This window comes from Microbulbifer sp. MKSA007, assembly GCA_032615215.1.
Classification (GTDB): domain Bacteria; phylum Pseudomonadota; class Gammaproteobacteria; order Pseudomonadales; family Cellvibrionaceae; genus Microbulbifer.
In genome coordinates this window covers 316,628-339,939 of sequence record CP128431.1, presented here as the reverse complement: position 1 = coordinate 339,939, position 23,312 = coordinate 316,628, and the positions used below count along the sequence as shown (strand labels likewise).

General features: G+C 54.4%; 23 protein-coding genes and 1 pseudogene. 7 read left to right on the top strand and 17 right to left on the bottom strand.

Translation table 11 applies throughout. The features are described 5' to 3' along the window. The first annotated feature begins 71 nt into the window (after nucleotides 1–71). Nucleotides 72–1,040, top strand: coding sequence for a helix-turn-helix domain-containing protein (locus QT397_01420; protein ID WNZ53694.1), 969 nt, complete (start codon nucleotides 72–74; stop codon nucleotides 1,038–1,040). A 154-nt stretch (nucleotides 1,041–1,194) separates the two neighbouring features. Then, entirely contained in the window at nucleotides 1,195–3,147 is a 1,953-nt protein-coding gene (locus tag QT397_01415; GenBank protein ID WNZ53693.1) for a hypothetical protein, read from the top strand. A 38-nt stretch (nucleotides 3,148–3,185) separates the two neighbouring features. Here the strand turns inward: QT397_01415 and QT397_01410 are convergent, their stop codons facing one another. The 4 genes from QT397_01410 to QT397_01395 all read right to left on the bottom strand — a co-directional run bounded on the left by QT397_01410 (nucleotide 3,186) and on the right by QT397_01395 (nucleotide 6,490). Next, nucleotides 3,186–3,830, bottom strand: a complete 645-nt coding sequence (locus QT397_01410) for a DJ-1/PfpI family protein (protein WNZ53692.1) — start codon at nucleotides 3,828–3,830, stop codon at nucleotides 3,186–3,188. A 95-nt stretch (nucleotides 3,831–3,925) separates the two neighbouring features. Continuing rightward, nucleotides 3,926–5,326 (bottom strand): HAMP domain-containing sensor histidine kinase, encoded by a 1,401-nt coding sequence (locus QT397_01405; protein ID WNZ53691.1) that lies wholly within the window; start codon nucleotides 5,324–5,326, stop codon nucleotides 3,926–3,928. After that, the gene (locus QT397_01400) at nucleotides 5,319–5,996 is read right to left on the bottom strand and encodes a response regulator transcription factor (protein WNZ53690.1); all 678 of its coding nucleotides are present in this window, start codon (nucleotides 5,994–5,996) and stop codon (nucleotides 5,319–5,321) included. Before QT397_01400 ends, QT397_01405 begins: the two co-directional genes overlap by 8 nt. Nucleotides 5,997–6,127: 131 nt before the next feature. Then, the gene (locus tag QT397_01395; protein ID WNZ53689.1) at nucleotides 6,128–6,490 is read right to left on the bottom strand and encodes a hypothetical protein; all 363 of its coding nucleotides are present in this window, start codon (nucleotides 6,488–6,490) and stop codon (nucleotides 6,128–6,130) included. 284 nt (nucleotides 6,491–6,774) lie between these two features. Here QT397_01395 and QT397_01390 point away from each other — a divergent pair, with 284 nt between their 5' ends. Beyond that, entirely contained in the window at nucleotides 6,775–7,383 is a 609-nt protein-coding gene (locus tag QT397_01390) for a TetR/AcrR family transcriptional regulator (GenBank protein ID WNZ53688.1), read from the top strand. Nucleotides 7,384–7,416: 33 nt separating this feature from the next. Here the strand turns inward: QT397_01390 and QT397_01385 are convergent, their stop codons facing one another. The 7 genes and pseudogenes from QT397_01385 to QT397_01355 all read right to left on the bottom strand — a co-directional run bounded on the left by QT397_01385 (nucleotide 7,417) and on the right by QT397_01355 (nucleotide 13,714). Continuing rightward, complete coding sequence (locus QT397_01385) at nucleotides 7,417–7,767, bottom strand: RidA family protein (GenBank protein WNZ53687.1); 351 nt, start codon at nucleotides 7,765–7,767, stop codon at nucleotides 7,417–7,419. Nucleotides 7,768–7,802: 35 nt separating this feature from the next. After that, nucleotides 7,803–8,919 (bottom strand): annotated as a pseudogene (locus QT397_01380) (FAD-binding oxidoreductase). Next, entirely contained in the window at nucleotides 8,916–10,331 is a 1,416-nt protein-coding gene (locus QT397_01375; GenBank protein ID WNZ53686.1) for an NAD(P)/FAD-dependent oxidoreductase, read from the bottom strand. The pseudogene QT397_01380 and the gene QT397_01375 overlap by 4 nt, the downstream one beginning before the upstream one ends. After that, the gene (locus tag QT397_01370; GenBank protein WNZ53685.1) at nucleotides 10,324–10,653 is read right to left on the bottom strand and encodes a (2Fe-2S)-binding protein; all 330 of its coding nucleotides are present in this window, start codon (nucleotides 10,651–10,653) and stop codon (nucleotides 10,324–10,326) included. The genes QT397_01375 and QT397_01370 overlap by 8 nt, the downstream gene beginning before the upstream one ends. Nucleotides 10,654–10,798: 145 nt before the next feature. Beyond that, nucleotides 10,799–11,803 carry a TRAP transporter substrate-binding protein DctP gene (gene dctP / locus QT397_01365; protein ID WNZ53684.1) on the bottom strand — a complete coding sequence of 335 codons (1,005 nt, stop codon included), beginning with the start codon at nucleotides 11,801–11,803 and terminating at the stop codon, nucleotides 10,799–10,801. Between the two features lie 95 nt (nucleotides 11,804–11,898). Then, entirely contained in the window at nucleotides 11,899–13,197 is a 1,299-nt protein-coding gene (locus QT397_01360; GenBank protein WNZ53683.1) for a TRAP transporter large permease, read from the bottom strand. 1 nt (nucleotide 13,198) lies between these two features. Further along, nucleotides 13,199–13,714, bottom strand: a complete 516-nt coding sequence (locus tag QT397_01355) for a TRAP transporter small permease subunit (protein WNZ53682.1) — start codon at nucleotides 13,712–13,714, stop codon at nucleotides 13,199–13,201. A gap of 144 nt (nucleotides 13,715–13,858) precedes the next feature. Here QT397_01355 and QT397_01350 point away from each other — a divergent pair, with 144 nt between their 5' ends. Next, a complete protein-coding gene (locus tag QT397_01350) occupies nucleotides 13,859–14,800 on the top strand; it encodes a LysR substrate-binding domain-containing protein (GenBank protein ID WNZ53681.1) in 942 nt (313 codons plus the stop codon). A gap of 90 nt (nucleotides 14,801–14,890) precedes the next feature. Here QT397_01350 and QT397_01345 read toward each other — a convergent pair whose 3' ends face one another. From QT397_01345 to QT397_01335, 3 genes are read right to left on the bottom strand one after another with little or no spacing between them, the layout of a single operon-like run. Then, on the bottom strand, nucleotides 14,891–15,508 hold the full coding sequence (locus QT397_01345; GenBank protein ID WNZ53680.1) for a pyridoxamine 5'-phosphate oxidase family protein: 618 nt from the start codon (nucleotides 15,506–15,508) through the stop codon (nucleotides 14,891–14,893). 14 nt (nucleotides 15,509–15,522) lie between these two features. Continuing rightward, nucleotides 15,523–15,987 (bottom strand): nuclear transport factor 2 family protein, encoded by a 465-nt coding sequence (locus QT397_01340; GenBank protein WNZ53679.1) that lies wholly within the window; start codon nucleotides 15,985–15,987, stop codon nucleotides 15,523–15,525. A 51-nt stretch (nucleotides 15,988–16,038) separates the two neighbouring features. Next, nucleotides 16,039–16,584 carry a peroxidase-related enzyme gene (locus tag QT397_01335; protein WNZ53678.1) on the bottom strand — a complete coding sequence of 182 codons (546 nt, stop codon included), beginning with the start codon at nucleotides 16,582–16,584 and terminating at the stop codon, nucleotides 16,039–16,041. Nucleotides 16,585–16,714: 130 nt separating this feature from the next. Between QT397_01335 and QT397_01330 the strand changes: the two genes are divergently transcribed. After that, a complete protein-coding gene (locus QT397_01330; protein ID WNZ53677.1) occupies nucleotides 16,715–17,614 on the top strand; it encodes a LysR family transcriptional regulator in 900 nt (299 codons plus the stop codon). Between the two features lie 56 nt (nucleotides 17,615–17,670). On the opposite strand, the gene QT397_01325 is transcribed toward QT397_01330, so the two are convergent. The 3 genes from QT397_01325 to QT397_01315 are packed head-to-tail and all read right to left on the bottom strand — an operon-like array spanning nucleotide 17,671 to nucleotide 21,358. Then, nucleotides 17,671–18,459: an enoyl-CoA hydratase-related protein gene (locus tag QT397_01325; GenBank protein WNZ53676.1), complete on the bottom strand. Its 789-nt coding sequence runs from the start codon at nucleotides 18,457–18,459 to the stop codon at nucleotides 17,671–17,673. 2 nt (nucleotides 18,460–18,461) lie between these two features. Further along, nucleotides 18,462–19,775 carry a hypothetical protein gene (locus tag QT397_01320; GenBank protein WNZ53675.1) on the bottom strand — a complete coding sequence of 438 codons (1,314 nt, stop codon included), beginning with the start codon at nucleotides 19,773–19,775 and terminating at the stop codon, nucleotides 18,462–18,464. After that, nucleotides 19,775–21,358, bottom strand: coding sequence for an AMP-binding protein (locus QT397_01315; GenBank protein WNZ53977.1), 1,584 nt, complete (start codon nucleotides 21,356–21,358; stop codon nucleotides 19,775–19,777). The genes QT397_01320 and QT397_01315 overlap by 1 nt, the downstream gene beginning before the upstream one ends. A gap of 206 nt (nucleotides 21,359–21,564) precedes the next feature. On the opposite strand from QT397_01315, the gene QT397_01310 reads away from it, so the two are divergent. Together QT397_01310 and QT397_01305 are read left to right on the top strand one after the other, a co-directional pair. Further along, nucleotides 21,565–22,383 (top strand): DUF6502 family protein, encoded by an 819-nt coding sequence (locus tag QT397_01310; GenBank protein ID WNZ53674.1) that lies wholly within the window; start codon nucleotides 21,565–21,567, stop codon nucleotides 22,381–22,383. After that, a complete protein-coding gene (locus QT397_01305; GenBank protein ID WNZ53673.1) occupies nucleotides 22,380–23,273 on the top strand; it encodes a DUF5666 domain-containing protein in 894 nt (297 codons plus the stop codon). Before QT397_01310 ends, QT397_01305 begins: the two co-directional genes overlap by 4 nt. The last annotated feature ends 39 nt before the right edge of the window (nucleotides 23,274–23,312 follow it).

Below are 23,312 nucleotides of genomic sequence, written 5' to 3'. Positions count from 1 at the left end.
AAAATGCATATATCTGGCTTGATTGCTGTTTAGATTCTTTCTAGCATTCCCCATGGTAAGGGGAGGCGCCAGTGTGTATTCAGATACCTTCAGATCAATCCTGTCGATTTGAGCTGGATGAATGGAACACACGGCTGACCGAAATCTGCGGCCACTTTGTGACCAACACAGAGACGGGCAGCGTGACCGGAAATGCCTCGCTGCTGCATCTGGGGGACGTAGATTGCGCTCGTGTCACGCACAATGCCAGAGAGATTACCAGAGGCCCCTCTGACATCAGCAAGGATGGAGAGGCTTATTACTTCCTGATCCTTCAATTACGCGGCGAAGCCGAGCTGGAGCAAAATGGTCAGACAGCCTTGCTCTCTAGCCCCGGTGATATGACACTGATTGACTCGGTAAAGTCCTCAGTCTTCCGCGCTAATCGGGAGCTTGGGTCGGACCAGATCTCCATCCACATCCCCCGCCATCTGCTGCACAAACAGTTCAACTCCACCTACGCCTGCGGGCGAAAGGTCTCCGCCTCTTCAGGCGCTGGTCAGCTGATCAACGCACACCTGAACATGCTGCTGTCGGCCCAGCCCGGAAGCCAGAAACAACATTTGTTGTCAGGAGCTTTCCATGATGTGGTGAGTGCAACATTTCTGGAGGAAGACACGGGCACCTTGCAGGAAGGCTACGACAAGCTGCAGCTCCTCCTCTCGCTCATTCATGACAACGCATTGGAAGAGAACTTCAATATCGATGAGCTCTCCAAGCTTTCCAGCATGTCACGCAGCAGTATTTACCGGCTCTTTCGGGAACATGGCCTGAGCTGCAATGAGCAGATCGCCAAGGTGCGTGTCGGGCGGTTTAAGCGGGAGCTGTCCCGCCGTTTGCATTCCAGACAAGACTTCAGAATTTCACAGCTCGCCTTTGAGTTTGGCTTCCGTGATTTGTCGACGTTTAACCGTGCCTTCCGTGCGCAAGTTGGCATGTCACCGCGCAATTTTGCTGAGCAGATCCGGCAGAAGGAGCCAGCTCTGAAACGATATGCCTAGTAAATTGCACAGGATGCGCAGACTCAAAGATCGTTGCTCGCCTAAGCTTTAACTGGACGGAATTTGGGGGAGAAGACGCTGGAGGGTTCATCTCCCCTTTCACTGGGAGGGAACCAATGACTTCAAAACTATTGGGGGGCTCGTCGCCGCTTCGATGCTCACATCGGCGGCCTATGCTGCTGATCTTCATCCACTGGATGGTTTGACGGGCGATGAGCTTAACGCGGTTCGCGCGACGCTGATTGAAGCGAGTATTGCCAGCGACAAAACTCTTTACCCGCTGATTGAACTTCTTGAGCCACATAAACAGGCCGTACTGAGCAATGCGACGGATGGGAGCCTTGATCGCAGAGCAACGGTGCATTTTCAGGAAAACGACAAGTTTCATCAGGCCGTGGTGAATATCACCAAGGGTACTGTTGAGAGCAGTTCTGCGATGGAAGGTCAGCCGATGATCATGCTGGCGGACTTCATGTCAGCCATGGAGATCGCGCTGGGAGATGAGCGCATGGTCGCAGGTCTCGCCAAGCGTGGACTGACACCAGACGACGTGTTCTGCCTTCCGCTAACGGCAGGCAACTTCTTCAGTGATGCCGAGAAAGGCAAGCGCCTGATGAAGGTGCCTTGTTACGTGAACCCAACCAGTTCCAATTTCTATGCCAAACCGGTTGAGGGGCTGGTGGCTGTTGTGGAGCTTTCTGAGCGCAAAGTGCTGGATGTGCTGGATGAAGGCGCTGTTCCACTGCCTGAGGATGATTGGGGCTATAACGAAGATGAAGTCGCCAAACGCACTGCACTGAGAGCCAAAACCAATCCGGCGCGTCTGCGTCAGGAAGGTGGCCCGAACTTCTCCATTGATGGCAGCGAGATCACCTGGGATATCTGGAAGATGCGTTACCGCGTCGACAAACGTCCGGGCCTCGTTCTGTCGCAAGTGAAAGCCAATGACGGCAACAACTGGCGCTCTGTGCTCTATCAGGCCTCCCTTTCTGAGGTGTTTGTGCCTTATATGGACCCATCAGAAGGCTGGTACTGGCGCACCTATATGGACAGCGGTGAGTATGGCTTTGGCTTGTTCCTGACACCGCTGCGCAAGAACGTGGATTGCCCGGATTACGCAACCTTCCTCCCTGCCCTCATCCATGATGATATGGGCCAGCCATTGGAGATCCCTGACGCAATCTGTATCTTTGAGCGGGACATCGGAAACCCGGCATGGCGTCACTTCGAGGTGTTTGCTCAGTCAGAAACGGAGTTCGTTCCGGCGGAAGGTCGCCCAGAAACAGAACTGGTCATCCGCACCGCCTCTGAAGTTGGCAACTATGATTACCTGATCGACTATCGTTTCAAGCAGGATGGCACCATCTACCTGAAAGTGGGAGCATCTGGTCTTGATGCGGTGAAGGGTGTTGCCTCGAAAACTCTAACAGATCCAACTGCTGCAGAAGATACGAAATATGGTTCACTGATCGCGCCATATCTCGTGGCCCCATTCCATGATCACTATTTCAATTTCCGCCTCGACTTTGATGTCGATGGGCCAGAAAACACAATGATGGTTCAGGAGATTGTTGGTGGTGAGCCTCCCGTCAACATCCCGCGCCGCTCACTTTGGACAGTGAAGAACACACCGGTGAAAAGCGAGATGGAAGGCCGCTTCCGCCTCAGCTCCATGAAGCCGAAAGCCTTTATGGTGATGAACGGAAACGTGGACGGGTATCTTGGTCACAAGCCGGGCTACATGATCCATCACGGCAGTGTGTCTTACGCACCGTTTGATTTTGAGAACGATGCACCATTCGTACGCAACCGTTACATCGAGTACAGCGTGTGGAACACGGCTTACGATCCGAAAGAGCGCTACGCTGGCGGTGAGCTGGCCATGGGTTCAGACGGCTCTGATGGTCTGGCAGAATGGGTGAAACAGGATCGCGACTTGATGAACAAGGACGTGGTCACCTGGTTCACCGCAGGCTTCCATCATGTACCGCGTATGGAAGACTGGCCAGTCATGTCTACGGAGTGGAAGACCATCCATATCCAGCCGATGAACTTCTTCCCGCGCAACCCGGCTCTCACCATCCGGTTGCCAGACGCAAACAGCTAAGTGATACCAATCGGTTAGAGCATCAATTACCCGGTGCTCTAACCGAGACTTTTATAGGTATAGCCTTCTCCGGGAATGGGTCTTACGCGACCATCCTTAGGCGGCAGTTCGATGGAGACACCAAGCTTTTCCATGAATGCCTGCATCCAGGCCCAGAGGCCGTGCCATTCCACGCCGTAAACGATGTTGCCATCGACCACGACGCCCTCATAGTTCAGTTTCTCATAGGTGTTGCCCGCCATCTGAACTTCCGTCTCGCAGACGAAGTTACCGGTCATGGTTTTGCCTTTCAAAAGGCCCGTAGACAGCAGGATCTGAACACCTCGACATATGGATGCGATCGGTTTGTTTTCTGTAATGAAATGCGCAGTTACCTCCCGCACAATCGGATAGGTGCGTAAGTATTCGCAGGAGCGACCTCCGGGGAGAACCAGCGCAATGTAATCAGCAGGATTGAGGTGGTCGAGAGCTACGTTGATGTTAATGCGGTGCCCTTCCCACTCGGTCACAGTCTGGTAGTTTTTGTTGATGTCATGAATGGAGGAGGCAACGGTATCCCCCTCCCGCTTTTTAGGGCAGGCAACATGTACTTCATAACCAATGGCTTTCAGCAGCATGAAGGGAACAATGACTTCGTAGTCCTCACCAAAGTCACCGGTAATCAGAAGGATCTTGCTGCTCATGAGTACACCTCTCTCCAAAATATTTGGTGTGGAAGATGACATGACGCACTGAGCAAACTGTTTGGCAATCAGTTCGATTTTGAACCGTGATTGAGTCAGTTTGCTCCTGCTTGCTCGTTTGCGAAAACAAACTCGATACTGAGGCCGGAGCCTGAAGTCGGTGCAGATAAGATCAACTCAGCCTGATGCAAATCCGCGATAGCTTTAACCAATGCCAGACCCAGCCCTGCGCCCGGTGTGCTGCGGCTTTTCTCCATTCGAAACATCGGCTCAAGTACGCGTGGATAGAACTCCTCCGGAATGCCGGGGCCATTGTCCCTCAAGCCCATGGTGTTGCCCGATACGAAAAGGGTGACCTTTGCGTCCTGAGGTGTATGGCGGAGAGCATTTTCAATGAGGTTTGCAAGGGCTTGAATAAGCAGCACACGGTCAGCATGGATCGTAGCCGCCGCTTTGATCTTCAGAGAGAATGATCGGCCTGTTTCCTCAATGACTGCCTGATAGATCTCAGCAACTTCATTTGCCAGTGTATCCAGCTTGAGTGGCTTAAACTGCTTCTTTCTTTCACCTGACTGGATGCGTGAAATGCGCAGCAATGCATCAAAGACTTCGAGCAGTTCATCCGTTTTTTTCAGTGCAGCAGCAACGCCCTCAGCATCGCTGACACCCTTCAAGTTTTGCTCCTGCGTCTGCTCCAGTTGAGCTCTGAGCCGTGTAAGGGGTGTCTTCAGATCATGCGCAATATTGACGGAAAGGTCTCTGACCTGCTGCAGAGTTGTTGCCAGCCGCTGCGTGGTGTCGTCCAGCTTCACAGAGAGGATATCGAGGTCATCCTTGCAGTCCCGAGGGGCGATCCGGGTTGTCAGATCACCAGCTGCGATCTGGTCGAGAGCATGCGTGATTTTGGAGAGACGACGCTGCGCCCGCCAGCCAAACCAGAGGCCACCACCAAGTGTGATCAGCATCATCACACCACCGCTGAACAGGAAGGCATAGGGCAGCGTGTTCAGCAGCTGGTTTCGTGTCCGCAGGCTTGCACCCACAACAAGCGTGCCACCGGAAACGCGGCCCACATAAGCTCGCCAGCTGGTCTCGGATTCCGCATGCTCCCCGCTCTCCTCATCCTCGTCGTCCTCGTGAAAGTAATAGGGTGCGAGGTTTATGAAGCCGGTTTCACCATATAGGTCAGGGATCGGATAGCCATAGATCTTGCCAGTGTCAGACTTGAAGCTGATGAATTCATCGACGCTGAAATGCTCGGATTCTGATTGGTAAGAGCCGGCAATAGACTGATAGGTTGCTCCACGAGCTAGATCAGTTTTGATCTGATCAAACTTGTCCAGCAACTCATTGTCGATGGTTTGGTTGAGGTTAGCGCGGATGGAAACATCTGCCAGCAAACCTGTTGCCAGCAGCACGCCCAGAAACACCAGTGTCAGCGCAAAGGCCTGACGTAAGGCGGACATTTGCCAGAGGTGTTTGAGAGACTTAATCATCCAGTATGTACCCTGCCCCGCGAATAGTCCGGATGAGTTCAATGTCAAACGGCTTTTCGATTTTGCTGCGTAGGCGGCTGATATGCGTCTCTACCACACTGCTGGTTGGGTCGAAGTTCATGTCCCAAACCTTCTCCAGCAGCATGTTCTTGGTCAACACACGGCCTTTGTTGCGGATGAAGGTTTCAAACAAACGAAACTCTTTTGCATTGAGCGGGACCGGCTGTCCTGCTCGGGTGCATTGCTGCTTCAGCAAGTTGAGTCGGAACTTCTCCACTTCAAGGCAGCTTGTTGTTTCGCCTGAGTTGGTACTGGGGCGGCGACCAAGCGCGGAAACGCGGGCCAAAAGCTCTGAAAATGCAAAGGGTTTGGGCAGGTAGTCATCTCCGCCAGCATCCAACCCTTCCACGCGATCTTCGACGGAACCAAGCGCGGTGAGAAACAGGACAGGGACAGAGTTGTTGGTGGAGCGCAGCGCTTTCAGAACCGATAGGCCATCAAGACCCGGTGTCATGCGGTCCAGAACGATGACATCATACTCGCGTGTGGTTGCATTCAAAAACGCATCGTGGCCGTCTTTGACCCAATCAATCACATGACCCGCCTTTGAGAGGCCGTCTTCAACCCATGTCCCGATTTCGATGTCGTCTTCCAGCAAGAGAATGCGCATAAGATACTCTGAGTAACTGCAGTACGTTGTGTTTGCACGAACCGGTTGATCTGGTCAAGAAAGCGCATCAACGTCTGGAAACGTTGATGCGCACTTCCTCGGGTGGTGTTGGGGACTACCCGCGGGAAGTATTAGCCGTGGGATCGGCTTGAACGCTCGTGTTCGTGCTCCCGCTCAACTTCATCATCGTGGCGGTCGCAATCGTCGTGGTTGCGATCTTCGTCATGATCATCGTAGCGATCGTGCTCATCACGGTCGTCGTGTTCGTTGCGTTCATCATGCCCTTCACCGTGTTCGGAAGAGTCGTCGTAATCTTTGCAGGATCCCGCTTTTTCAGCGCGGTGTTCCTCCTGAACGGAGCGGGCATCGGCAACAATGAAAGGTGTATTGATCTGAAGGTCGGCCTCCGGGGCAGGTGTGCTAGCAGCAGCGACAAAACCAGTTGAAGCAACGGTTAAAAGAACAGAACTCATCAAAATACTGATTGTTTTCATAGTGTATCTCCTTGGGGGGCGTTATTGCCGGGACATCCAAGGAGTAGCCCGCCAGTTTTTCAGCTGCCGGACACCAACTTTACAAGTTTGTAAGCTTGCATAAATTCGTCAAACTCAAATCAAAGGAAGCTTTCAGCTTAGTGAACGGGAAAAAAGCGTATCAACCTTGCCCGTGATCATCCGGCGCGGGGGCCATGATTACATGCTAGCGTCCTTCTTTAATCGCCGAAATCAGCCGTATTGCGACCAGAGAAGGGTCGTGACCGAGACTTTGGAGAGCGTTTATGAAGGGCCCCCAGCAAAGCAGAGAGGACATTCCGGCTGCACTGCAGGATGATCGTATGATCATTCTTCAAGGTTCTTTGTGTTGTTTCGCGCGTAACGGCTATTTCAACACCACCTTCAAGGATATCGCCAAGGAAACCGGGCTCTCCCAGCAAAGCATTGGCTCCATCTTTGCCAGTAAGGACGAGATTCTGGCTGAGTATCTGCAGATGTGCGATGACGAGATTGTTGAGCAAATCAAGGAGGAAACAGAGTCTGATGCCGATGTGCTGGAACGCATCCGTTCCATCTGTGTGACCACTCTGATTTACCTTGGAACGCACTCAGAACTGACGGCAATCTGGGTGGAGTTTTACAAGCACCACGTCGCACGCGTGGTGTTGAAGAAGTTTTTCGGCCTGCTGCGTAGCCGTATCAGCGAACAGATTGTCGAGGGGATGGAAAACGGCGTGATCCGTAAGGCGAATGCGACGCATATCGTCGAAGCTATCGTTGAGTTGTTTGAAGGAACTCTGATCCTGAGCCGTCTTGAAGGCACCAATAATGAGGTGGAACGGCGCTTTCTGGCTTCCTGGGAAGTGATGGTAGAAGGCCTCGTTCAGAAGTAGAGAGCCCGCAGTTACCACGGGCTCAGCTTGATCTTACTGCGCAGCAACCACAGTGAACTCAACCAGAATGTCCGGACGCGCCATGCGCGCTTCCACACAGGCGCGTGCTGGTTTCTCGCCATCAGCAACCCATGCATCCCAAACCGCATTCATCGCTGCGAAGTCCTTCATATCACGCACATAAATGGTGGTGGACAGGATCTTGTTGCGATCGCTGCCAGCTTGTTCCAGCAATGCATCAACCTTTGCCAAACAGCGCCGGGTCTGTTCGGTAATGTCCCAGCTTGGATTATCTGCAGCGGTCTGGCCGCACAGATAGATGGTGCCGTTGTGCTTGACGATCTTGCTCATGCGGTGGTTGGAGCCCACGCGTTCAATGGTCATTGGTTTACTTCCTGTTGTCTTGGAAAATTGAAGAGTTAGAGCACCTTGCGCTCAAAGCGATCAATGCGGAACGGGTTCAGATCAAAGCTGGATTTGCCGGTGGTGATCAACTGAGTGAGAACATCCCCCACAATTGGTCCAAGCTGAAAACCATGCGCAGAAAACCCGAAAGCATGGTAGGCGTTGCGTGCATTCACCCCTGCGCCGATCACCGGCAGATTGTCTGGCATATACGCCTCCAATCCAGCCCACATGCGATTGATGACGGCCTTTTTCATGATAGGAAAGAAGGTCTTAGTCGTCTCTGCTGCAAGTGCGAGTTTCTTGTAGTCCAGTGTCGTGCGGTTGTTGTCGCGGTCTGCAAAACCCTTGGCCCCGCCGCCGATCAGAACCGTTCCGTTCTCAAACTGTTTGAACGACAGCTGCCGTGAGATCGCTCCAACTACCGGCCCCGCAAAGTGTGGCATGCGGGCGGTGATCATCAGCATGGGCGCACTGTGCGAGAGGGGGACATTGTCGCCCATCAGAACAGCGGTTTTGTCAGCCCAGGCGCCGGAACAGTTGATCAGAATACCGGCGTCATAGGTTGCCGTGTCGGTTTTAACCTGCCAGTTGTCGCCGATTTGGCGTAGAGACTGCACGGATCTCGCCTTCATGAAAGATTGCGCCTGCGCGCTCAGCTGCTAATCGGTACGCACTGGTGGCTTTGTAGGGGATGGCATAACCGTCTTGCTCAGAGACGACGCCGCCGACGCAGTTGGGGGCCACATGAGGCAGGCGTTCGCGCAGTTCCTTCTGGTCGATCTGGACTTCGTGATCATAACCCAGCTCTGCTAGCTGGTTGATACGACTGCTGATTTTGCTCATGTCTGCATCATCGATTGCGATGTTGATCAGGCTGCGACAGCGAAAGCCCGTGTCGGCATCCAGCTCCTGATCCAGCGTTTGCCAGCGTGTCATAGCCTCTTTGGAGAGGGGGACTTCTGCAAAGTCACGGCCCAGCAAGCGCACGCCGCCAGCGTTTACGCCGGAGGCATGGCGGCCAACGTAGTCTTTTTCCAGCACCAGAGCTTTTATGCCAGCGTTTGCAAGGTGATAGGCTGTTGCGCTGCCGTGGATTCCGCCGCCGATGATGATTGCATCAAAATTCATGCGGACACCTCGGCTGGTTTTGGTGCAGGTTGCACATCCTGAAAATGACTGAGTTCTTCGATACTTAGCAGCTTTTGCGGCGAGCGCAGGCGATAGTAGCCCACTTCTGAGACAGGCTTGCTCTGCCAGTCCGCCAGCAGCTCGCTGACCGTATGTCCGCACTGACGGCCTTGACACGGACCCATGCCGCAGCGTGTTAACGCCTTGAGAGCATTGGGATCTTTCGCACCTTGCTCGAACCCGGCACGCAGCTGACCAACGGTCTGTTCCTCGCATCTACATACCAACGTCGAATTTTGCGTTGGAATGCGTTGCTGTGTTGGAGGCGCGTAGTATGCGTCCAGAAAACGGCGGAAAGTTTTGAACGAACTCATCGCCTTCAAATGGTCCGCACTCATGCTCTCCAAATCCGACTTATTCACCTTGCCAAGTTTGTGCATGGCTTGCAGCGCAGCCAGACGACCTGCGTGCCGAGCTGCCTCAGCACCCTGAACGCCAGCGGCGTCACCAACCACAGCGATGTGAGGGATGGAACTCTGGCCCCAGTCGTCAAGTGTCGGCGTCCAGCAGAGCTGTTGCTCGGACCAGTGATGGTCCATACCAAGAGCGCGGGTCATGTTGAGGTTGGGAATAACGCCCTGATGCAGGAAGATGTGGTCAGCGTTGACGGAGTGTGTGCGACCGTCCTGTTTGAACTGCAGGCCAACGGCCTTGCTTTCTCCAAGAACGCTCAGCTCGGATGCGTGGCGAAAGACTGGAACGCCAGCTTTACGGATCTCGTTAAGGAGCTTCAGGCCCTTGATGAGGTAAGCTGGTTTGCTCAGCGCACCGCCCAGATGCTGCAAAGCGCGACCAGCGCCGCCAGCTGGTGTTGTGTCCACGACGGCATTAACGGTGACGCCGAGGCGTAGGTATTGGGCGACGATCAGGTACAGCAGCGGACCTGTGCCTGCGAAGATGGCACCGTCTTTCACCATGCCGTCCGATTTCAACATCACCTGAGCGCTGCCAGCGGTCATCACACCGGGAAGATGCCAGCCTTCGATTGGGAACGGACGCTCCATAGCGCCGGGGCTGATGATGAGTTCGCGGGCGACAAGGCGGCGAGTCTGGTTGTCTTGCGAATAGAGAACTTCGCCATTCTCGCCAATGTGCCAGACATCTGAGTTCTGGTGGCGGTCAATGTCGGCCTCTAGGAACGCGTTCACCAGCTCTGCGCCCTCAGTGTATTCAACACCCAGAACGGATGGATCCAACAGAGGGCTCTGTGTGACATCGCGGTAGATCTGGCCGCCGGGTGTTGCCTTCCGGTCCAGAACCACAACGGAGGCGCCAAACTCTGCGGCCTGTAAGGCGGCAGACATGCCGCCGGGGCCAGCGCCGATGATGGCAAGGTCAAAAATCTCAGTCATGCTGCGCTCCCTCATCTGAACTAAGTGGAGCAATGGACTGCTCGGTCAGCAGCTGACTGCGAACTTCCATTCCTTCAGAAACCTTGGTGAGGCAGGCTTGTTGGTTGGGGATGCCGTCAATCTCAACAAGGCACTCGAAGCACACGCCCATCGCGCAATAAGCGGAGCGCTGATCGCCGGAGACGGAGGCCAGCCGGGTTTGCGTTGTGCCGGAAAGCGCCATGGCTGCCCAAAGGCTGGAGCCTTCAGCTACCTGAACCGCCTGCCCGTTTATGGTGATGGAGACATTCGGGGTCTCGGTTTTGCGCAGTGAGCGAAACATTGGACCTGCCTTTTACTGGCACATTTCAATTGGGAGGCAAACGCCTCCAAAACCGGGCGGATCAGGCAATTCGATGACACCGGGGTCGGGGCCGGTGGGGGAACGAGACTGCCTGATCCGATTGGAGACCTAGCGGTCTGAGTGCTTAGTTCTTGATCTTTTCAAGAATGGACTGACCCCAGTCAGCGCCAACGTCGTTCAGAATCTGTGGCCATACGTCTGCGCGTACTTTCTTGGCCGCTGCTGCCAGCTCATCGTTAGAGAGATTGACGATGGTTGCGCCGTAGTCTGCCAGTTTCTGTTCAAACGCACCCTGATCGGACTCTGCTTTAGCCCAACGCTTGGCTTCAAACTCTTTTGCTGCTTCTACGAGAGCTTTGCGGGAGCTTTCGTCAAGACCTTCAAAACGTTCGGAGTTGATGATCAGGTACCAGACTTCGAAGTGCGTGTTCACCGGGATGTAGGTCTTCGCAACATCACGGAATGACGCGTAGTAGCCTTCAGCACCGGAGCCCACGACGCCATCAACAACACCGGTCTGAACAGCGGTGAAGGCTTCTGAGAATGGGATTGGGGAGCTGATGTAACCCAGAGCATCTGCTGTCAGCTGGAAGCTTTTGATACCAGGCACACGAACCTTGATGCCTTTGTCTGCATTTGGATCACCAGGAGCAACAGCGTCACGGTTCAGCGCGATACCGCCGAAGTACACCGGATAAGCTGCCAGCATGGTGATGTCCTGCTTGGCATAAAGCTCTTTCATCGCGTCATGGATTGCGCCGCCCGGACCGTAGATCTTCTGCGCCTGTTCCCAGTTCTCTGCCACATATGGGAAGGCACTGATCTGCATTTTGCGTTCAACAGCGGTTGCTGCCGGCTGGACAGCCATGTCGATTGCGCCAACGGAAATGCGCTCCTGCACAGTGGTGTAGTCACCCAGTGCGCTTGCTGCGAAGATCTTCAGCTTCAGATCGCCATTGGTTGCTTTTTTCAGCTCTTCAGCAAGGTCTTTCACTTCCAAATCAACAGTCGCACCCTGCGGACGGATGTGGCTGATCTTCAGCGTTTTGGCGTGAGCGACAGATGCTGCACTTACACCACCAATGATGGTTGCCAGCGCAAGGGTCGTTTTCAATGCCTTCAAAATCATAGTTCACCTCTGTGTTTTGTTTTCAATCGCAACTGAGGTTGCTGTTATCGGAGCTGCTCCCACAGCTCGCTTTGGGCTCTTGTCTGGTGATGGGGTCAGTAACCAAAGAGCCGGGGAATGAAGAGAGACAGGTCTGACCAGAAGGAGGTCAGGAACACCACTGGCAGATAGCCAAACAGGATCAGGATCATGGCCGGGCGGATCACCTGAGTGACCGGCACCTTGCCGATGCGTGCGCCCAGATAAAGGATCGAAGCGTATGGAGGGGTCACACCGCCCATAGCTGTGTTCACGCCCATGATCGCTGCAAACTGGATCGGGCTGATGCCGATGGCTTCCATGAGAGGCAGAAGCAGCGGAGCAATCAGGATGATCGCGGTCACGTCGTTCACCACCATGCCCACAAGGAAGAGCAGGATGTTGATGAGGATCAGCAGCAGGATCTTGTTTTCAGTGATGGAGAAGATCGCTTCCACCAGTTCCTGAGGCACGCTTTCCAGAACGAACATCTGAGATAGGATCATGGAGAACAAGATCATCAGCATGATCGCGCCAACGGAAGTCGCAGCTTCTTTACCTGCACCAAGGAATGTTTTGGCATCCAGACCACGGTAAATGAGGAAACCAACGGGAATCGCATAGATCACTGCTACAGCTGCTGCCTCAGTCGGCGTCATGATGCCGCCGTAGATGCCGCCAAGGATGATGACTGGCATCAGCAGCGCCGGGGTTGCCTTGAAACCACGATGGCTGGCTTCCTGCACAAAGGCTTTGCCACGTGGGCGGTCTTCCAGCTTCAGGTCAAACTTGCGCGCCAGACGCAGGTTCACAACGGAGAAGCTGGACATGATCAATAGGCCCGGACCAAGCGTTGCAAGGAAACAGGCGAGGATGGAAGTGTCCGTTACCCAGCCATAAACGATCATGGTCACGCTTGGTGGGATCAGCAGGCCAAGCAGAGAAGCGTTGGCGATGAGTGCTGTGGCGTAAGCGCGTGGGTAGCCCTGCTTTTCCATCTCAGGAATAAGAAGTGGACCAATCGCGGCCACACCGGTGAGGCCGGAGCCGGAGATTGCACCGATGAGTGCACAGCTGACGGTTGCCACAACGCCCAGACCGCCGCGTAGGTGGCCGATGAAGATATTGACGAAGTTGAGCAAACTGGCGGCGATGCCACTGACGCTCATAATCGTGCCCGCCAGAACAAACAGCGGAATAGCAAGCAGAACCGGGTTGCCAAGCTGCTGGAATCCCCAGAGCATGTTGCCCTTCATGATGACGTCACCAGCGAAGTACATGGTCATCAAACCCGCACCAAAACAGTAGGGTAGCGGCACGCCAAGAGTGAGCAGAATAACGAGAACTGCAACGGAAAGAAGTGCAATCTCAACCATATCAGGCCAGCTCCTCTTGTTGGGATTCTGTTGTGTGTGTGGCTGATGGTGGGTAGTTGCCTGTCGCGACCTGATAGATGTGGCGGCCAAGCTGGATTGCGGTGAAGACCATCATCAGCACAAGGCCGGTGATCAACGCCACGTCCACGTAGAAGGTTGGGATGTAGAGGGTTGGGCTCTCTCTCCAGACCCGCATGGAATATTTGGTGAAGTCCCACGCCCAGTAGGTGAGCCAGCAGCCGATGACGAGGCTCAGCGCTTCGCCGATGAGCGCGAGGACGGCTACTTGCTTTGGTGTTTTGAGGAAGATCTCAAGAACGTTGGCGCGGATATGGCTGTTTTCGCGCGATGCGTTCACCGCACCGGCCATGTAAAGCCACATTGTTGGGTAAAGCAGGCTCTCTTCCAGCCCCAGGACTGGAATCTCAAGCAAGTATCGCGTGATCACCTGTACAAACTGGCCCAATGCAACAAGGCAGATCAGCCCCGTCAACAGCAGGCTCATAAAGCGATCCATCAGCAATCCTCCCTAAGTAGATGTCCGCAGTGCTGTTCCGGGGAAGATTTCGATTTTGACCTATAAAATCAAAATGATTTAATCTATTGATGTATAGAAAAAAATTATGGGGCATGTGATTGCCTCACAATTACAGGCAGTTACATGAACCTGAGTTTTCGACAGTTGCAGGCATTTCGTGAAGTGATGCGCACCGGTTCCATCTCTGAAGCGGCACGTACCCTTGGCAGAACGCAACCTGCGGTAAGTTCTCTGATCTCCAATCTGGAGCAGGAACTGGGCATCGAGTTGTTTGAGCGGCAGCGCGGCAAACTGATCCGAAAACCGGAAGCGCAGTTCTTTTTGGGTGAGGCAGAAGCCATTCTGGACCGTCTTGCTCGCTCAACACGAACCATGCGCGAGATTGGCTCCCTGCAACAAGGGCGGCTCAATGTGGCATTCATGCCTGCGTCTTCTCAGGTGCTTGTGCCGCAGCTGATCTCAGAGTTTGTGCAGGACAAGCCGGATGTGAAGGTCTCGCTGATGATGCGCGGATCCAACGTGATTGAGGAATGGGTTGCCTCTCAGCAATATGACGTTGGTCTGGCAGAGACCCCTGCCCCAAATACGGCGCTGTTCACCCATGACTTCTTGCTCAACTGTATCTGCGCTCTGCGCAGTGATGATCCGCTGGCCCGCAAGGAGATCATTGAAGCCAAAGACCTCTCCGGCAAACCACTGGCAACACTGCCGGAGATGCATCCGAACTGCGTTTCCACGCGGATGGCTTTTGAGGACCAGAGAGCAGAGTTCAACCAACGCTTTGAGCTGCGTAACTTTTTGCCTGCGCTGAAGTTGGTGGAAGATGGCCTGTGCTACTGCATTTGTGACCCGATGACAGCGGATGGCTATCTGAACACGGCCCGGGAACACAGCTCACTCGTGTTTCGTCCGTTTGCACCAAAGGTGGTTTTGGCGATTTCTATTCTGCTGCCATCCCAACGTCCGGCATCTGCATTGGCGGATGCGTTCGCTTCAAAGTTGATTGCGGCGGTGACAGAGATTGAGAAGAAGCAGTGGGGCGATTTTTATGGTGGCCCACAATAAAAAAGAGATAGTGCGTATTCCCGATATTAGGGCCAGATAAGTTTCGGGAATACGCAGTAACGGGTGAGGTTGCCCACCCGCTATTCTTGTTCAATTAGGTTGTACGGTGCTTTGCAGCTTCTGGATCTGTGCTTCCAGCTCTGCAATCTTCTGTTCTTTTTCTTCCAGCGCCGATCTCACCCATTCTGCATCCACGCGCACAGGAATGTGCTGCGGGCAGTTGGCATCCCACGCATCAATGGTGAAGATGATCGCCTGCTCTGGGGCGGCGCGATAAGGCTGGTCGTACTGCATCAATTGCTCGATCAGTTCAGGATCGTCTTCAATGACTTTCGCCGTGCCCCAGATCTTGATGCGGGTCTTTTGCAGGTAGTCGATCAGGAAGATGAAGGCTTTGGAGTTGTCCTCCAGATTGCCCTGACTGATATACTGCCGGTTGCCGCGAAAATCCGCAAAACCGAGACGCCGATTGTCCAGCACCTTGAGAAAGCCCATCGGGCCACCACGATGCTGAATGTAGGGCTGACCATCCGCATTGGAGGTTGCCAGAAAGAAGCTGCGCTGCGCGGCGATGTACTGGGCCAGATCGTCGGTGACTTCGGTCTTCCAGCCACCACGCTCTTCCATACTGGCATAGCCATGGCGCGAGCCTTTGCGGCTTTGGATGGCTTTGACGGTGGGCGTAAAGGCAATATCACTGGAATACATTGGGGTTCCTCCAGTTAAAGACCCAGATCACTCAGGCTGGCATGATCATCCGGGCGGCGACCGAGCGGCCAATGGAACTTGCGCTCCTCCGGCTTGATCGGGTGCTCATTGATGCTCGCAATGCGGCGCTTCATAAGGCCGTCCTCTGCGAACTCCCAGTTTTCGTTGCCATATGCGCGGAACCACTGTCCGGAGTCGTCATGATACTCATAGGCAAAGCGAACGGCGATGCGGTCACCTTCATAGGCCCATAGCTCTTTAATAAGGCGGTAATCGAGCTCTCGGGTCCATTTGCGAGTGAGCAGCTGCTCAATCTCGTGGCGACCGGTTACAAATTCGGCTCTGTTCCGCCATTGGCAGTCTGGCGTGTAGGCCAAAGCAACCTTTTGCGGATCCCTAGAGTTCCAGCCATCTTCCGCCGCACGGATCTTGGCGCTGGCTGTTTCCCGTGTGAACGGTGGGAGTGGTGGTCTGGTCATGACGATCTCCGGAAGGGTGGCAGGTGGATTGGGCCCCACCTGCCTGTGGTATCAGGCAAGTTCTTTAGCGGCTGGGAAGTCCACTTCCGTTCCCAGAACCTCGTTCATGTAGTTGGTCAGCGTGTTCAGGGCCACATGTCCAACAATCTCAACGAGCTCTGCATCAGAGTAGCCTGCATCGCGCACAGCCTGTACAGCTGCATCGGTAACCTGACCGCGGTTCTTGACGATGGCGACCGCGAACTCAACAGCAACAGCGGCTTTCGCGTCCTCTGAGCTGCCTTTGCGGTTCTGCACGATCTCATCTTCAGAGAGCTTGGCAAGGTTGGATGCAAGGTAAGTGTGTGCGGAAAGGCAGTAGTTGCAGCCATTCAGCTCGGCCACGGCCAGAGCGATACGCTCTCGGGTTGCGGCGGGCAAAGTTCCCTTACCAAGCGCGCCGTTCAAACCAAGGTAACCTTCCAGGGTTTGTGGGCTGTTGGCAACGATACGGAACAGGTTCGGCACGGAGCCGAGCTGAGACTTAACGGCCTGAAGGGAAGCCTGGGACTCCTGAGGAGCGGCTTCGATGGAGGATGGGGTAGAAATGCGTGACATTGATTATCTCCTTATTATTGAAACCGGATGATGGTCTTCATGTAACCAATGTTTGAAAGGAAATAATTGGGCTTCTGTGCAATTCACTATTACACTTGCTGTAATAAATGAGTGTGATTGCGGGATTGATATGGACAAACTTGAAACAATGCAGGTCTTTGTGGAGGTGGCTGAGCGGGAGAGTTTCGTGGAAGCCAGCAAAAAGCTTGGCCTTTCCGCCCCTGCGGTGACACGCTCCGTCGCCCGGCTGGAGCAATCCCTTGGCACAAGATTGTTCAACCGAACCACCCGCCACGTTCGCCTGACTGACGCGGGCCGGCACTATCTGTGTGACGTGAAAGGCATTCTGGAAAGCGTTGAACACGCAGAAGCCGCGGTGACAGGTAGTTTCGCCAAGCCGATTGGTGAGCTTTCCATCACTGCTCCCGTGCTGTTCGGGCAAAAATACATCGTCCCTCTGATCACACAATATCTGGACCTCTATCCGGAAGTCAGCGTCAACGCGGTGTTCTATGATCGCATCGTCAATATGGTGGAAGACAATCTGGATGTGGCCATCCGTATCGGAAACCTACAGGATTCCAGCCTTTATGCCACCCGCGTCGGTAGCATCCGCCGTGTGATTTGCGCCGCTCCAGAGTATTTTGCGGAGTATGGCGTACCGCAAACCCCCTCCGATCTGGCGGACCACAAAATCATCCAGCCCACTGCGGTAGAAACCAGCAATCAATGGAAGTTTTCTGGCGAAAAATCCGAGGTGGTGAAGATCAAACCTCACTTGCGCTGCAATCAGAACTGCGCCGCCATTCAGGCCGCCACGGGAGGCGCCGGGATTACACGCCTGCTGTCCTATCAGGTGGCGAAGGATGTGGCGAACGGTGCGTTGCAGTTGGCGTTGGAGGAGTATGAGCCTGATCCACTCCCGGTCCATATCGTTTATATGGAAGGCCGGCGTGCCAGTGCAAAAGTGAGGTCCTTCGTGGACTTTGCCGCTAAGCGATTGCGGGACAACCCCTTCATCGGCGAGTAATGCGCCAGAAAAAACGCCCGGGGTAACCCTCTCACACCCGGGCGCTTTCTTGAGCTCTAAGCGTCTTCCAGCTCAGGCTGCTCATTGAAGTTTGGCTTACGCTTTTCAAGGAAGGCAGTCATGCCCTCCTGTTGAGCGGGAGAGCCAAACAACGCATGGTACATCTGCCGTTCAAAGCGGATGCCATTTTCCAGCGAGTTCTCTTCGGCTGCATTCACACAAGCCCGGGCCATCATGGTGATGTCCCGTGCATAGCCTGCGATGGTCTCAGCTGTTTCCTTTGCAACGGAAAGCAGCTCCTCTGCCGGGATCTTTCGGCTGATGAGGCCCATGTCGTAGGCTTCTTGCGCATCGATCATACGGCCCGTCAGGATCAGATCCATCGCCCGTGCTTTGCCAACCAGTTTGGTGAGGCGCTGAGATCCGCCAATGCCCGGAATACAGCCGATCTTCACTTCTGGCTGGCCGAATTTGGCTGTGTCAGCTGCCAGAATGATGTCGCACATCATGGCAACTTCACAACCGCCACCCAGAGCGTACCCAGAAACCGCAGCAATCTTCGGAATGCGGAGGGCGGCGAAGCGATCCCATCCGGTGAAGAAGTTGCTGGCATACATGCTGGCGTAGTCTTGCTCGTTGAGCTCAGCAATATCAGCACCAGCTGCGAAAGCCCGTTCATTGCCGGTCAAGATCAGACATCCAATCGCTGGATCGGCGTCGTACTTGGTCGCTGCATCCAGCACTTCCTCCAGCACCTTGGAGTTCAGCGCATTCAGAGCTTTTGGGCGATTGAAGCGGATGGTTGCCACGCGCCCTTCGACAGATGTTTCGATGGTTTCATACATGATCAGCTATCCCAGATTGCACCATAGGCAGGAATGCCGAGGCTTTCCATGTCATGAACGAGTTTGCGGGTTAGTTTCTGGTTGGAGATCACAATCACGGCCTCCGCCCCACTCTCCTGTACTGCCTTCATGGTGAGAGCTGTCAGGTCCGGCTTGCCCTGAGCATCCGTATCCCAGATTACAGGATCCTCCGTGCTGGACATAATCTCATCAACGAAAGCATCGCCGTAGGTTTTACGCGGGTTGCGCGTCGACCAAATCACCTTGTTCGGGACTTTGCCTGCAAGCAAATGCGGTACGATAGGACCAATGCCAGAGCCTGTTCCTACGTAGACCACCTTCTTAAACAGGACTTCAATACGAGCCACACCTGAGGTGGTGATGCCTTTTACCCAGACATGGCTTGGCGGATTTTCAATAAACTCACCGGTCCAGTCCCCTGCCCGGCTGATCGCGAGGCGATATCCCGGCTCATGCGGGGATGGGATATTGGCGAAGGCATGGTACTCACCAAACGGTGTGTGGCTGATGGCGTTGGAGCTGCCCGGGAATGGAGTATCTCCGTAGTTGAACTTTGCCAGAACCGCATGGTTGGATGGCTTAACAACATCCACCTTCACACGCTTCAGTGTCAGCCATGGGGAGACGATGGACAGTGTGATCAGGCAGAGCATCCAGAAGGCCGGAGTTTCCAGCAGAATGCCACCTGTATCTTGCGTGATGGAGATCGTCTGGGCCCAGAAAAGACCCAGAACAGTCCAGCCTACAAAGCGGTGTACCTTTTCAAAGGTGTTGTGGTAACGCGCCCGGAAACCACCCTGTGCAGTGATGATCAGCAGAACCATCAGTGCAACCATGGCGCCGCTCAGAGCAAGTGTCTGATCAGATGGCAGAGCTGCCCCTTCAAACCGATTTGCCACCATCGCGTACAGCAAGAAACCAAACCAGATTGTACCGGACACGGTGCTGCTGGAATGAAGTCCGCCAAAGTGGAACACCTTGCCCGCGCCCCAGCGGATCCAAAGTGGCCAACTGGTAGGAACGCGGGTCGCCAACCAGAACAGAGCATTCACCACCCGTTGCTGGCGGATCAGGATGCCCAGAGAAAGGTTGATCAACGCCATATCTGCAATGGCGCCAAGCGCAAAGCCGGTTTCAGAGAACCAGCGTCCGTCCTGCAGGCCTGCAATAAAGACTGCAATGTTGATCACCGCAACGAGCACGACAAGTCGGTTGTATTCCATCAAGGATGGATGGCGGGTTACACGGCGCCAGTTGTAGCTGCGCGTTTCGGCAGCTGTTGCTTCAATGGTCATTAATTTAACTCCACACCCTGAGCGTCAATATGGTCTTGTGCCAGCTTCAACAGCAGGCGCTTGTCCAACTTGCCGCGTGGTGTACGAGGCAGCTCATCCATGGCGAGGATCAGCGTTGGACTGCAATAGTAAGGAAGTTTGTCTTTCACAGACTGAGCGGCATCTTCTGTGCTCACATTCGCAGGGCTGACAAAGGCCACCAGATTGCGACTGTCGAACTTGAGCGTGACGGCCTGATCACAGCCCTCAGTCGCTTCCAGTGTGTTGGAAACCCCATCCAACTCCACACGGAAGCCACGGATTTTCACCAGATCATCAACGCGCCCGAAGTGTTCCAGCTCACCTGTGTTGGTCCAGCGGCCAAGGTCTTTGGTGCGGAACATCATGTGGCCAGGCCGGAATGGGTCCGGACGATACCGGTCCAGTGTCAGTTCCGGATTGGCAAGATAGCCAGCGGTCACGCAGTCACCACCGGCCCACATCTCCCCCTTCTCACCAATGGCAACAGGGCGCAGATTTTCATCCAGAACGTAGACCGTGTTGTTTGGGGTCGGGCGACCGATGGACAGCACTTCCTTGCCCGGATAGTGCGGTTCAGCCGTGTTGATGATGGTGGTCTCAGTCGGCCCGCAAGAGTTATAGAACCGGCAGAAGCTGCTCCACGCATCTGCTAGTGGACGCGGGCAAGGTTCACCGGCAACAGCGGCGGTCTGCACTTGCTGGCAACGGGAATGGTCTAGAGAGTTCAAAATGGACGGTGTTGCAATCAACACATCCACTTTCTCGGCTGTTTCCTGAATGCTTTTGCCACGAATGATGAGCGTTGCGCCGTTGGAGATCGCTCCCAGTGTTTCCCAGGCCGCCATATCAAAGGCGATGGAGAGAATTTGGCCCACCCGCAACCCCGGACGCATGCCTAGGTCGCCCGGTCCGGTTTGTAGAATGTTACATAGGTTTTTGTGTGTGACCTGAACGCCGTTTGGAACACCTGTGGTGCCAGAGGTGAACAGGATCATGCAAAGGTCATCAGGCTGAGCTTTGTACTGCTCTCCCAATGGCGGCATGGTTGGCAGTGCGTCATCTTCCATCACATCTTCAATGGAAATGAGCGTTTGCCCTTCTGCGACCGGCACCTGCTCGCGCAACTCGCGCAGTGTCAGGATAACTTTTGCGCCCGTAATCTTGGCGATGTGGGTCAGCGTCTTTTCCGGAGCAACGCCCACGTGTTGCGGAATGTAAGCAGCGCCCACGCGAAGGGCGGCAACAATACCCACGATCATTGGAATGGAACGATGCAGGTAGAGACAAACGGCGTCTCCGCGCTTTACACCGTGCTGAACCAGTGTGTTGGCCAACCGGTTGGCAGCAATGTTCAATGCACCGTAGCTGATGTCCTCTCCCTGATACTCAGCAGCGATGGCATTTGGCTGTGCAGCCATAAAGTGGTTCATTGCGGAAATGATGGTTGGAAAACGTGGCGCGGTTTCTGGTCCCCATCCAAATTCCAGAAAACGTTCCTGATCAAAATCGCTCAATGCCGACAGAAGCGGATTACGTGGTGCAACCCCTGCCAGTTTTGGCATGGCCGGAAACACTGGCCGAATGTCATTTAGATAATCTGCAGCAATATCCCGCATGGCGAGTCCCTCTTATGGTGATAAACACTCATTCTAGATAATGGGAAAAATTCCCATTTGAGTATAACAAGTGTTCAACAAGCAGTAACGAATTCGTAGGATGAAAAATTTTGGTGTAATGATTAGAGAACTGGACAGCACAGGAAACGGAAATGAGTCCCGAGCAAACAGACCCTTTTGAGACTGCCCTCACAGCGCTTCTTGCCCCGCTGGCGAAAGCGATGGTGGCGCGTGGCGTCACAATCGGGCCAGCGACCGAGGCCTTAAAACGCGCCCTGCTGCAAGCCGCACTGGAGGAAACCCCAGGCAAAACGACAGACAGCCGGGTTAGCCTGAAGACCGGAATTCATCGTAAGGATGTCAAGCGGTTACGAACCGACGAAAACGGCGGATCTCTTAAGAAATCCGTCAATGCTTCAGCGCTCGCCATAAGCTACTGGGCCACTGCACCAGAGTTCCAAAGCAGCGAAGGAACGCCGCGCGACCTGCCCCGGCACGGAAGCGAAAAAGAACCGGGCTTTGATGAGCTGGTGCGTCTGACGCGCGCAGATATGGCGCCGGGAACGGTTTTGGAAGCGCTTATCGAACAAGGTGTCGTTACGGAATTAGATGACGGATTTTATCGTTTGTTGACTCACGCCTTACTTCCGGCTGCCGGAAGTGCAGAACAGGTCGCGGCCTATCAGGCGACGCTTTCCACCCATCTGACAGCGGCTACCCACAACTTAATTGCTCCTGAAGGAACCTCCCTCAATTTTGATCGAATCCTGCGCTACTCACATTTATCTGATGAGTCAGTTGAGAAGCTGAACAGGCTGACGCAAGAGAAAGCCCAGATGCTTTTGGAAGAAGTCAACGCTCTGGCGAGGGAGATGCAGATGAATGATGCGGAACAGACCGCAAATGGCCGTTTTGCCTTTGGGGCCTACGTCCTTCCAAAAAAGCCGTCCTCTGATGAGGCGGCTGCATGATGGTTTGGAGGCACACACTTTCCGCTCTGATTGCGTCCAGTTTTCTAATAGCTCCAGCTGCAGGACATGCAGAAGAGGAGCGTGAAGGCGGTATTTTGGGGACCGGCATTGTCGGTACGATCACACGCCTTGGCAGTATCATCGTCAACGAGCAGCGGATTACCTTCCCTGCTGATCTGCCGGTGAAAAACGAACTAGGCCCACTCACCGCCGCGCAGTTGGTGCCGGGAGATACGGTCGCCGTTGTTGCCGATTTGGCTGGTGCGAATTGGGAAGCTCAAAGCATCCGGCGCATATTGCCAATCATTGGTCCAGTCTCAGAAATCAGCTCAGATGAGACCGGCAGAATCTTTGAAATCATGGGAACAGCTGTTCATGTTCCGCTGACCATTGCGACCACTGTGAAGCAAGGCGATTGGGTCGCGATCAGTGGTCTCTGGCAGGATGAAGATGTGGTCGCAACACGCGTTGAAGTGGTTCCACCACGCCAGTCCGCGGTGATCATTGGCAGTAACCTTTCCGTCGGCGCCAGCAACGTGCCTCAGATCGGGAACACCTTGATCGCAGGCATCATTCCGCAACACGTGGAATCTGGTGATGTCATTCGGGTGACTGGCATTCCTGAAGCTGGCAGCATCCGCGCCACTTCTTTGGAAACCGGCATCTTCGACGGCAAAGTCGGCTTGGTTCAGGCGGAAGGCTACCTGTCTCCACCAACCTCACAGGGCCTTTACACCCTCCTCGGCTCCGGCATGGTCGCCTTCACCGATCAACCCGACATGATCGACGAAACCGCCAAAGTCCGCCTCTGCGGTTACGACGGTAAGCTCGGTGGTGACTCCACAATTGATGCAAACCCAGAACTGCTTGAGAAGCTGGGCTGTCAGTAGCCTTTTAGTTGGCGATGAAGAGCTGCATTGAAGAAGCTT

Bases quoted from the DNA above. Each gene is read 5' to 3' on its own strand.
- QT397_01320 (WNZ53675.1), bottom strand. From the start codon at position 19,775: ATGACCATTGAAGCAACAGCTGCCGAAACGCGCAGCTACAACTGGCGC.
- QT397_01345 (WNZ53680.1), bottom strand. From the start codon at position 15,508: ATGTATTCCAGTGATATTGCCTTTACGCCCACCGTCAAAGCCATCCAA.
- QT397_01410 (WNZ53692.1), bottom strand. From the start codon at position 3,830: ATGAGCAGCAAGATCCTTCTGATTACCGGTGACTTTGGTGAGGACTAC.
- QT397_01390 (WNZ53688.1), top strand. From the start codon at position 6,775: ATGAAGGGCCCCCAGCAAAGCAGAGAGGACATTCCGGCTGCACTGCAG.
- dctP (WNZ53684.1), bottom strand. From the start codon at position 11,803: ATGATTTTGAAGGCATTGAAAACGACCCTTGCGCTGGCAACCATCATT.
- QT397_01350 (WNZ53681.1), top strand. From the start codon at position 13,859: ATGAACCTGAGTTTTCGACAGTTGCAGGCATTTCGTGAAGTGATGCGC.
- QT397_01395 (WNZ53689.1), bottom strand. From the start codon at position 6,490: ATGAAAACAATCAGTATTTTGATGAGTTCTGTTCTTTTAACCGTTGCT.
- QT397_01360 (WNZ53683.1), bottom strand. From the start codon at position 13,197: ATGGTTGAGATTGCACTTCTTTCCGTTGCAGTTCTCGTTATTCTGCTC.
- QT397_01335 (WNZ53678.1), bottom strand. From the start codon at position 16,584: ATGTCACGCATTTCTACCCCATCCTCCATCGAAGCCGCTCCTCAGGAG.
- QT397_01330 (WNZ53677.1), top strand. From the start codon at position 16,715: ATGGACAAACTTGAAACAATGCAGGTCTTTGTGGAGGTGGCTGAGCGG.
- QT397_01340 (WNZ53679.1), bottom strand. From the start codon at position 15,987: ATGACCAGACCACCACTCCCACCGTTCACACGGGAAACAGCCAGCGCC.
- QT397_01400 (WNZ53690.1), bottom strand. From the start codon at position 5,996: ATGCGCATTCTCTTGCTGGAAGACGACATCGAAATCGGGACATGGGTT.
- QT397_01310 (WNZ53674.1), top strand. From the start codon at position 21,565: ATGAGTCCCGAGCAAACAGACCCTTTTGAGACTGCCCTCACAGCGCTT.
- QT397_01385 (WNZ53687.1), bottom strand. From the start codon at position 7,767: ATGACCATTGAACGCGTGGGCTCCAACCACCGCATGAGCAAGATCGTC.
- QT397_01370 (WNZ53685.1), bottom strand. From the start codon at position 10,653: ATGTTTCGCTCACTGCGCAAAACCGAGACCCCGAATGTCTCCATCACC.
- QT397_01325 (WNZ53676.1), bottom strand. From the start codon at position 18,459: ATGTATGAAACCATCGAAACATCTGTCGAAGGGCGCGTGGCAACCATC.
- QT397_01315 (WNZ53977.1), bottom strand. From the start codon at position 21,358: ATGCCAAAACTGGCAGGGGTTGCACCACGTAATCCGCTTCTGTCGGCA.
- QT397_01355 (WNZ53682.1), bottom strand. From the start codon at position 13,714: ATGGATCGCTTTATGAGCCTGCTGTTGACGGGGCTGATCTGCCTTGTT.
- QT397_01415 (WNZ53693.1), top strand. From the start codon at position 1,195: ATGCTCACATCGGCGGCCTATGCTGCTGATCTTCATCCACTGGATGGT.
- QT397_01305 (WNZ53673.1), top strand. From the start codon at position 22,380: ATGATGGTTTGGAGGCACACACTTTCCGCTCTGATTGCGTCCAGTTTT.
- QT397_01375 (WNZ53686.1), bottom strand. From the start codon at position 10,331: ATGACTGAGATTTTTGACCTTGCCATCATCGGCGCTGGCCCCGGCGGC.
- QT397_01405 (WNZ53691.1), bottom strand. From the start codon at position 5,326: ATGATTAAGTCTCTCAAACACCTCTGGCAAATGTCCGCCTTACGTCAG.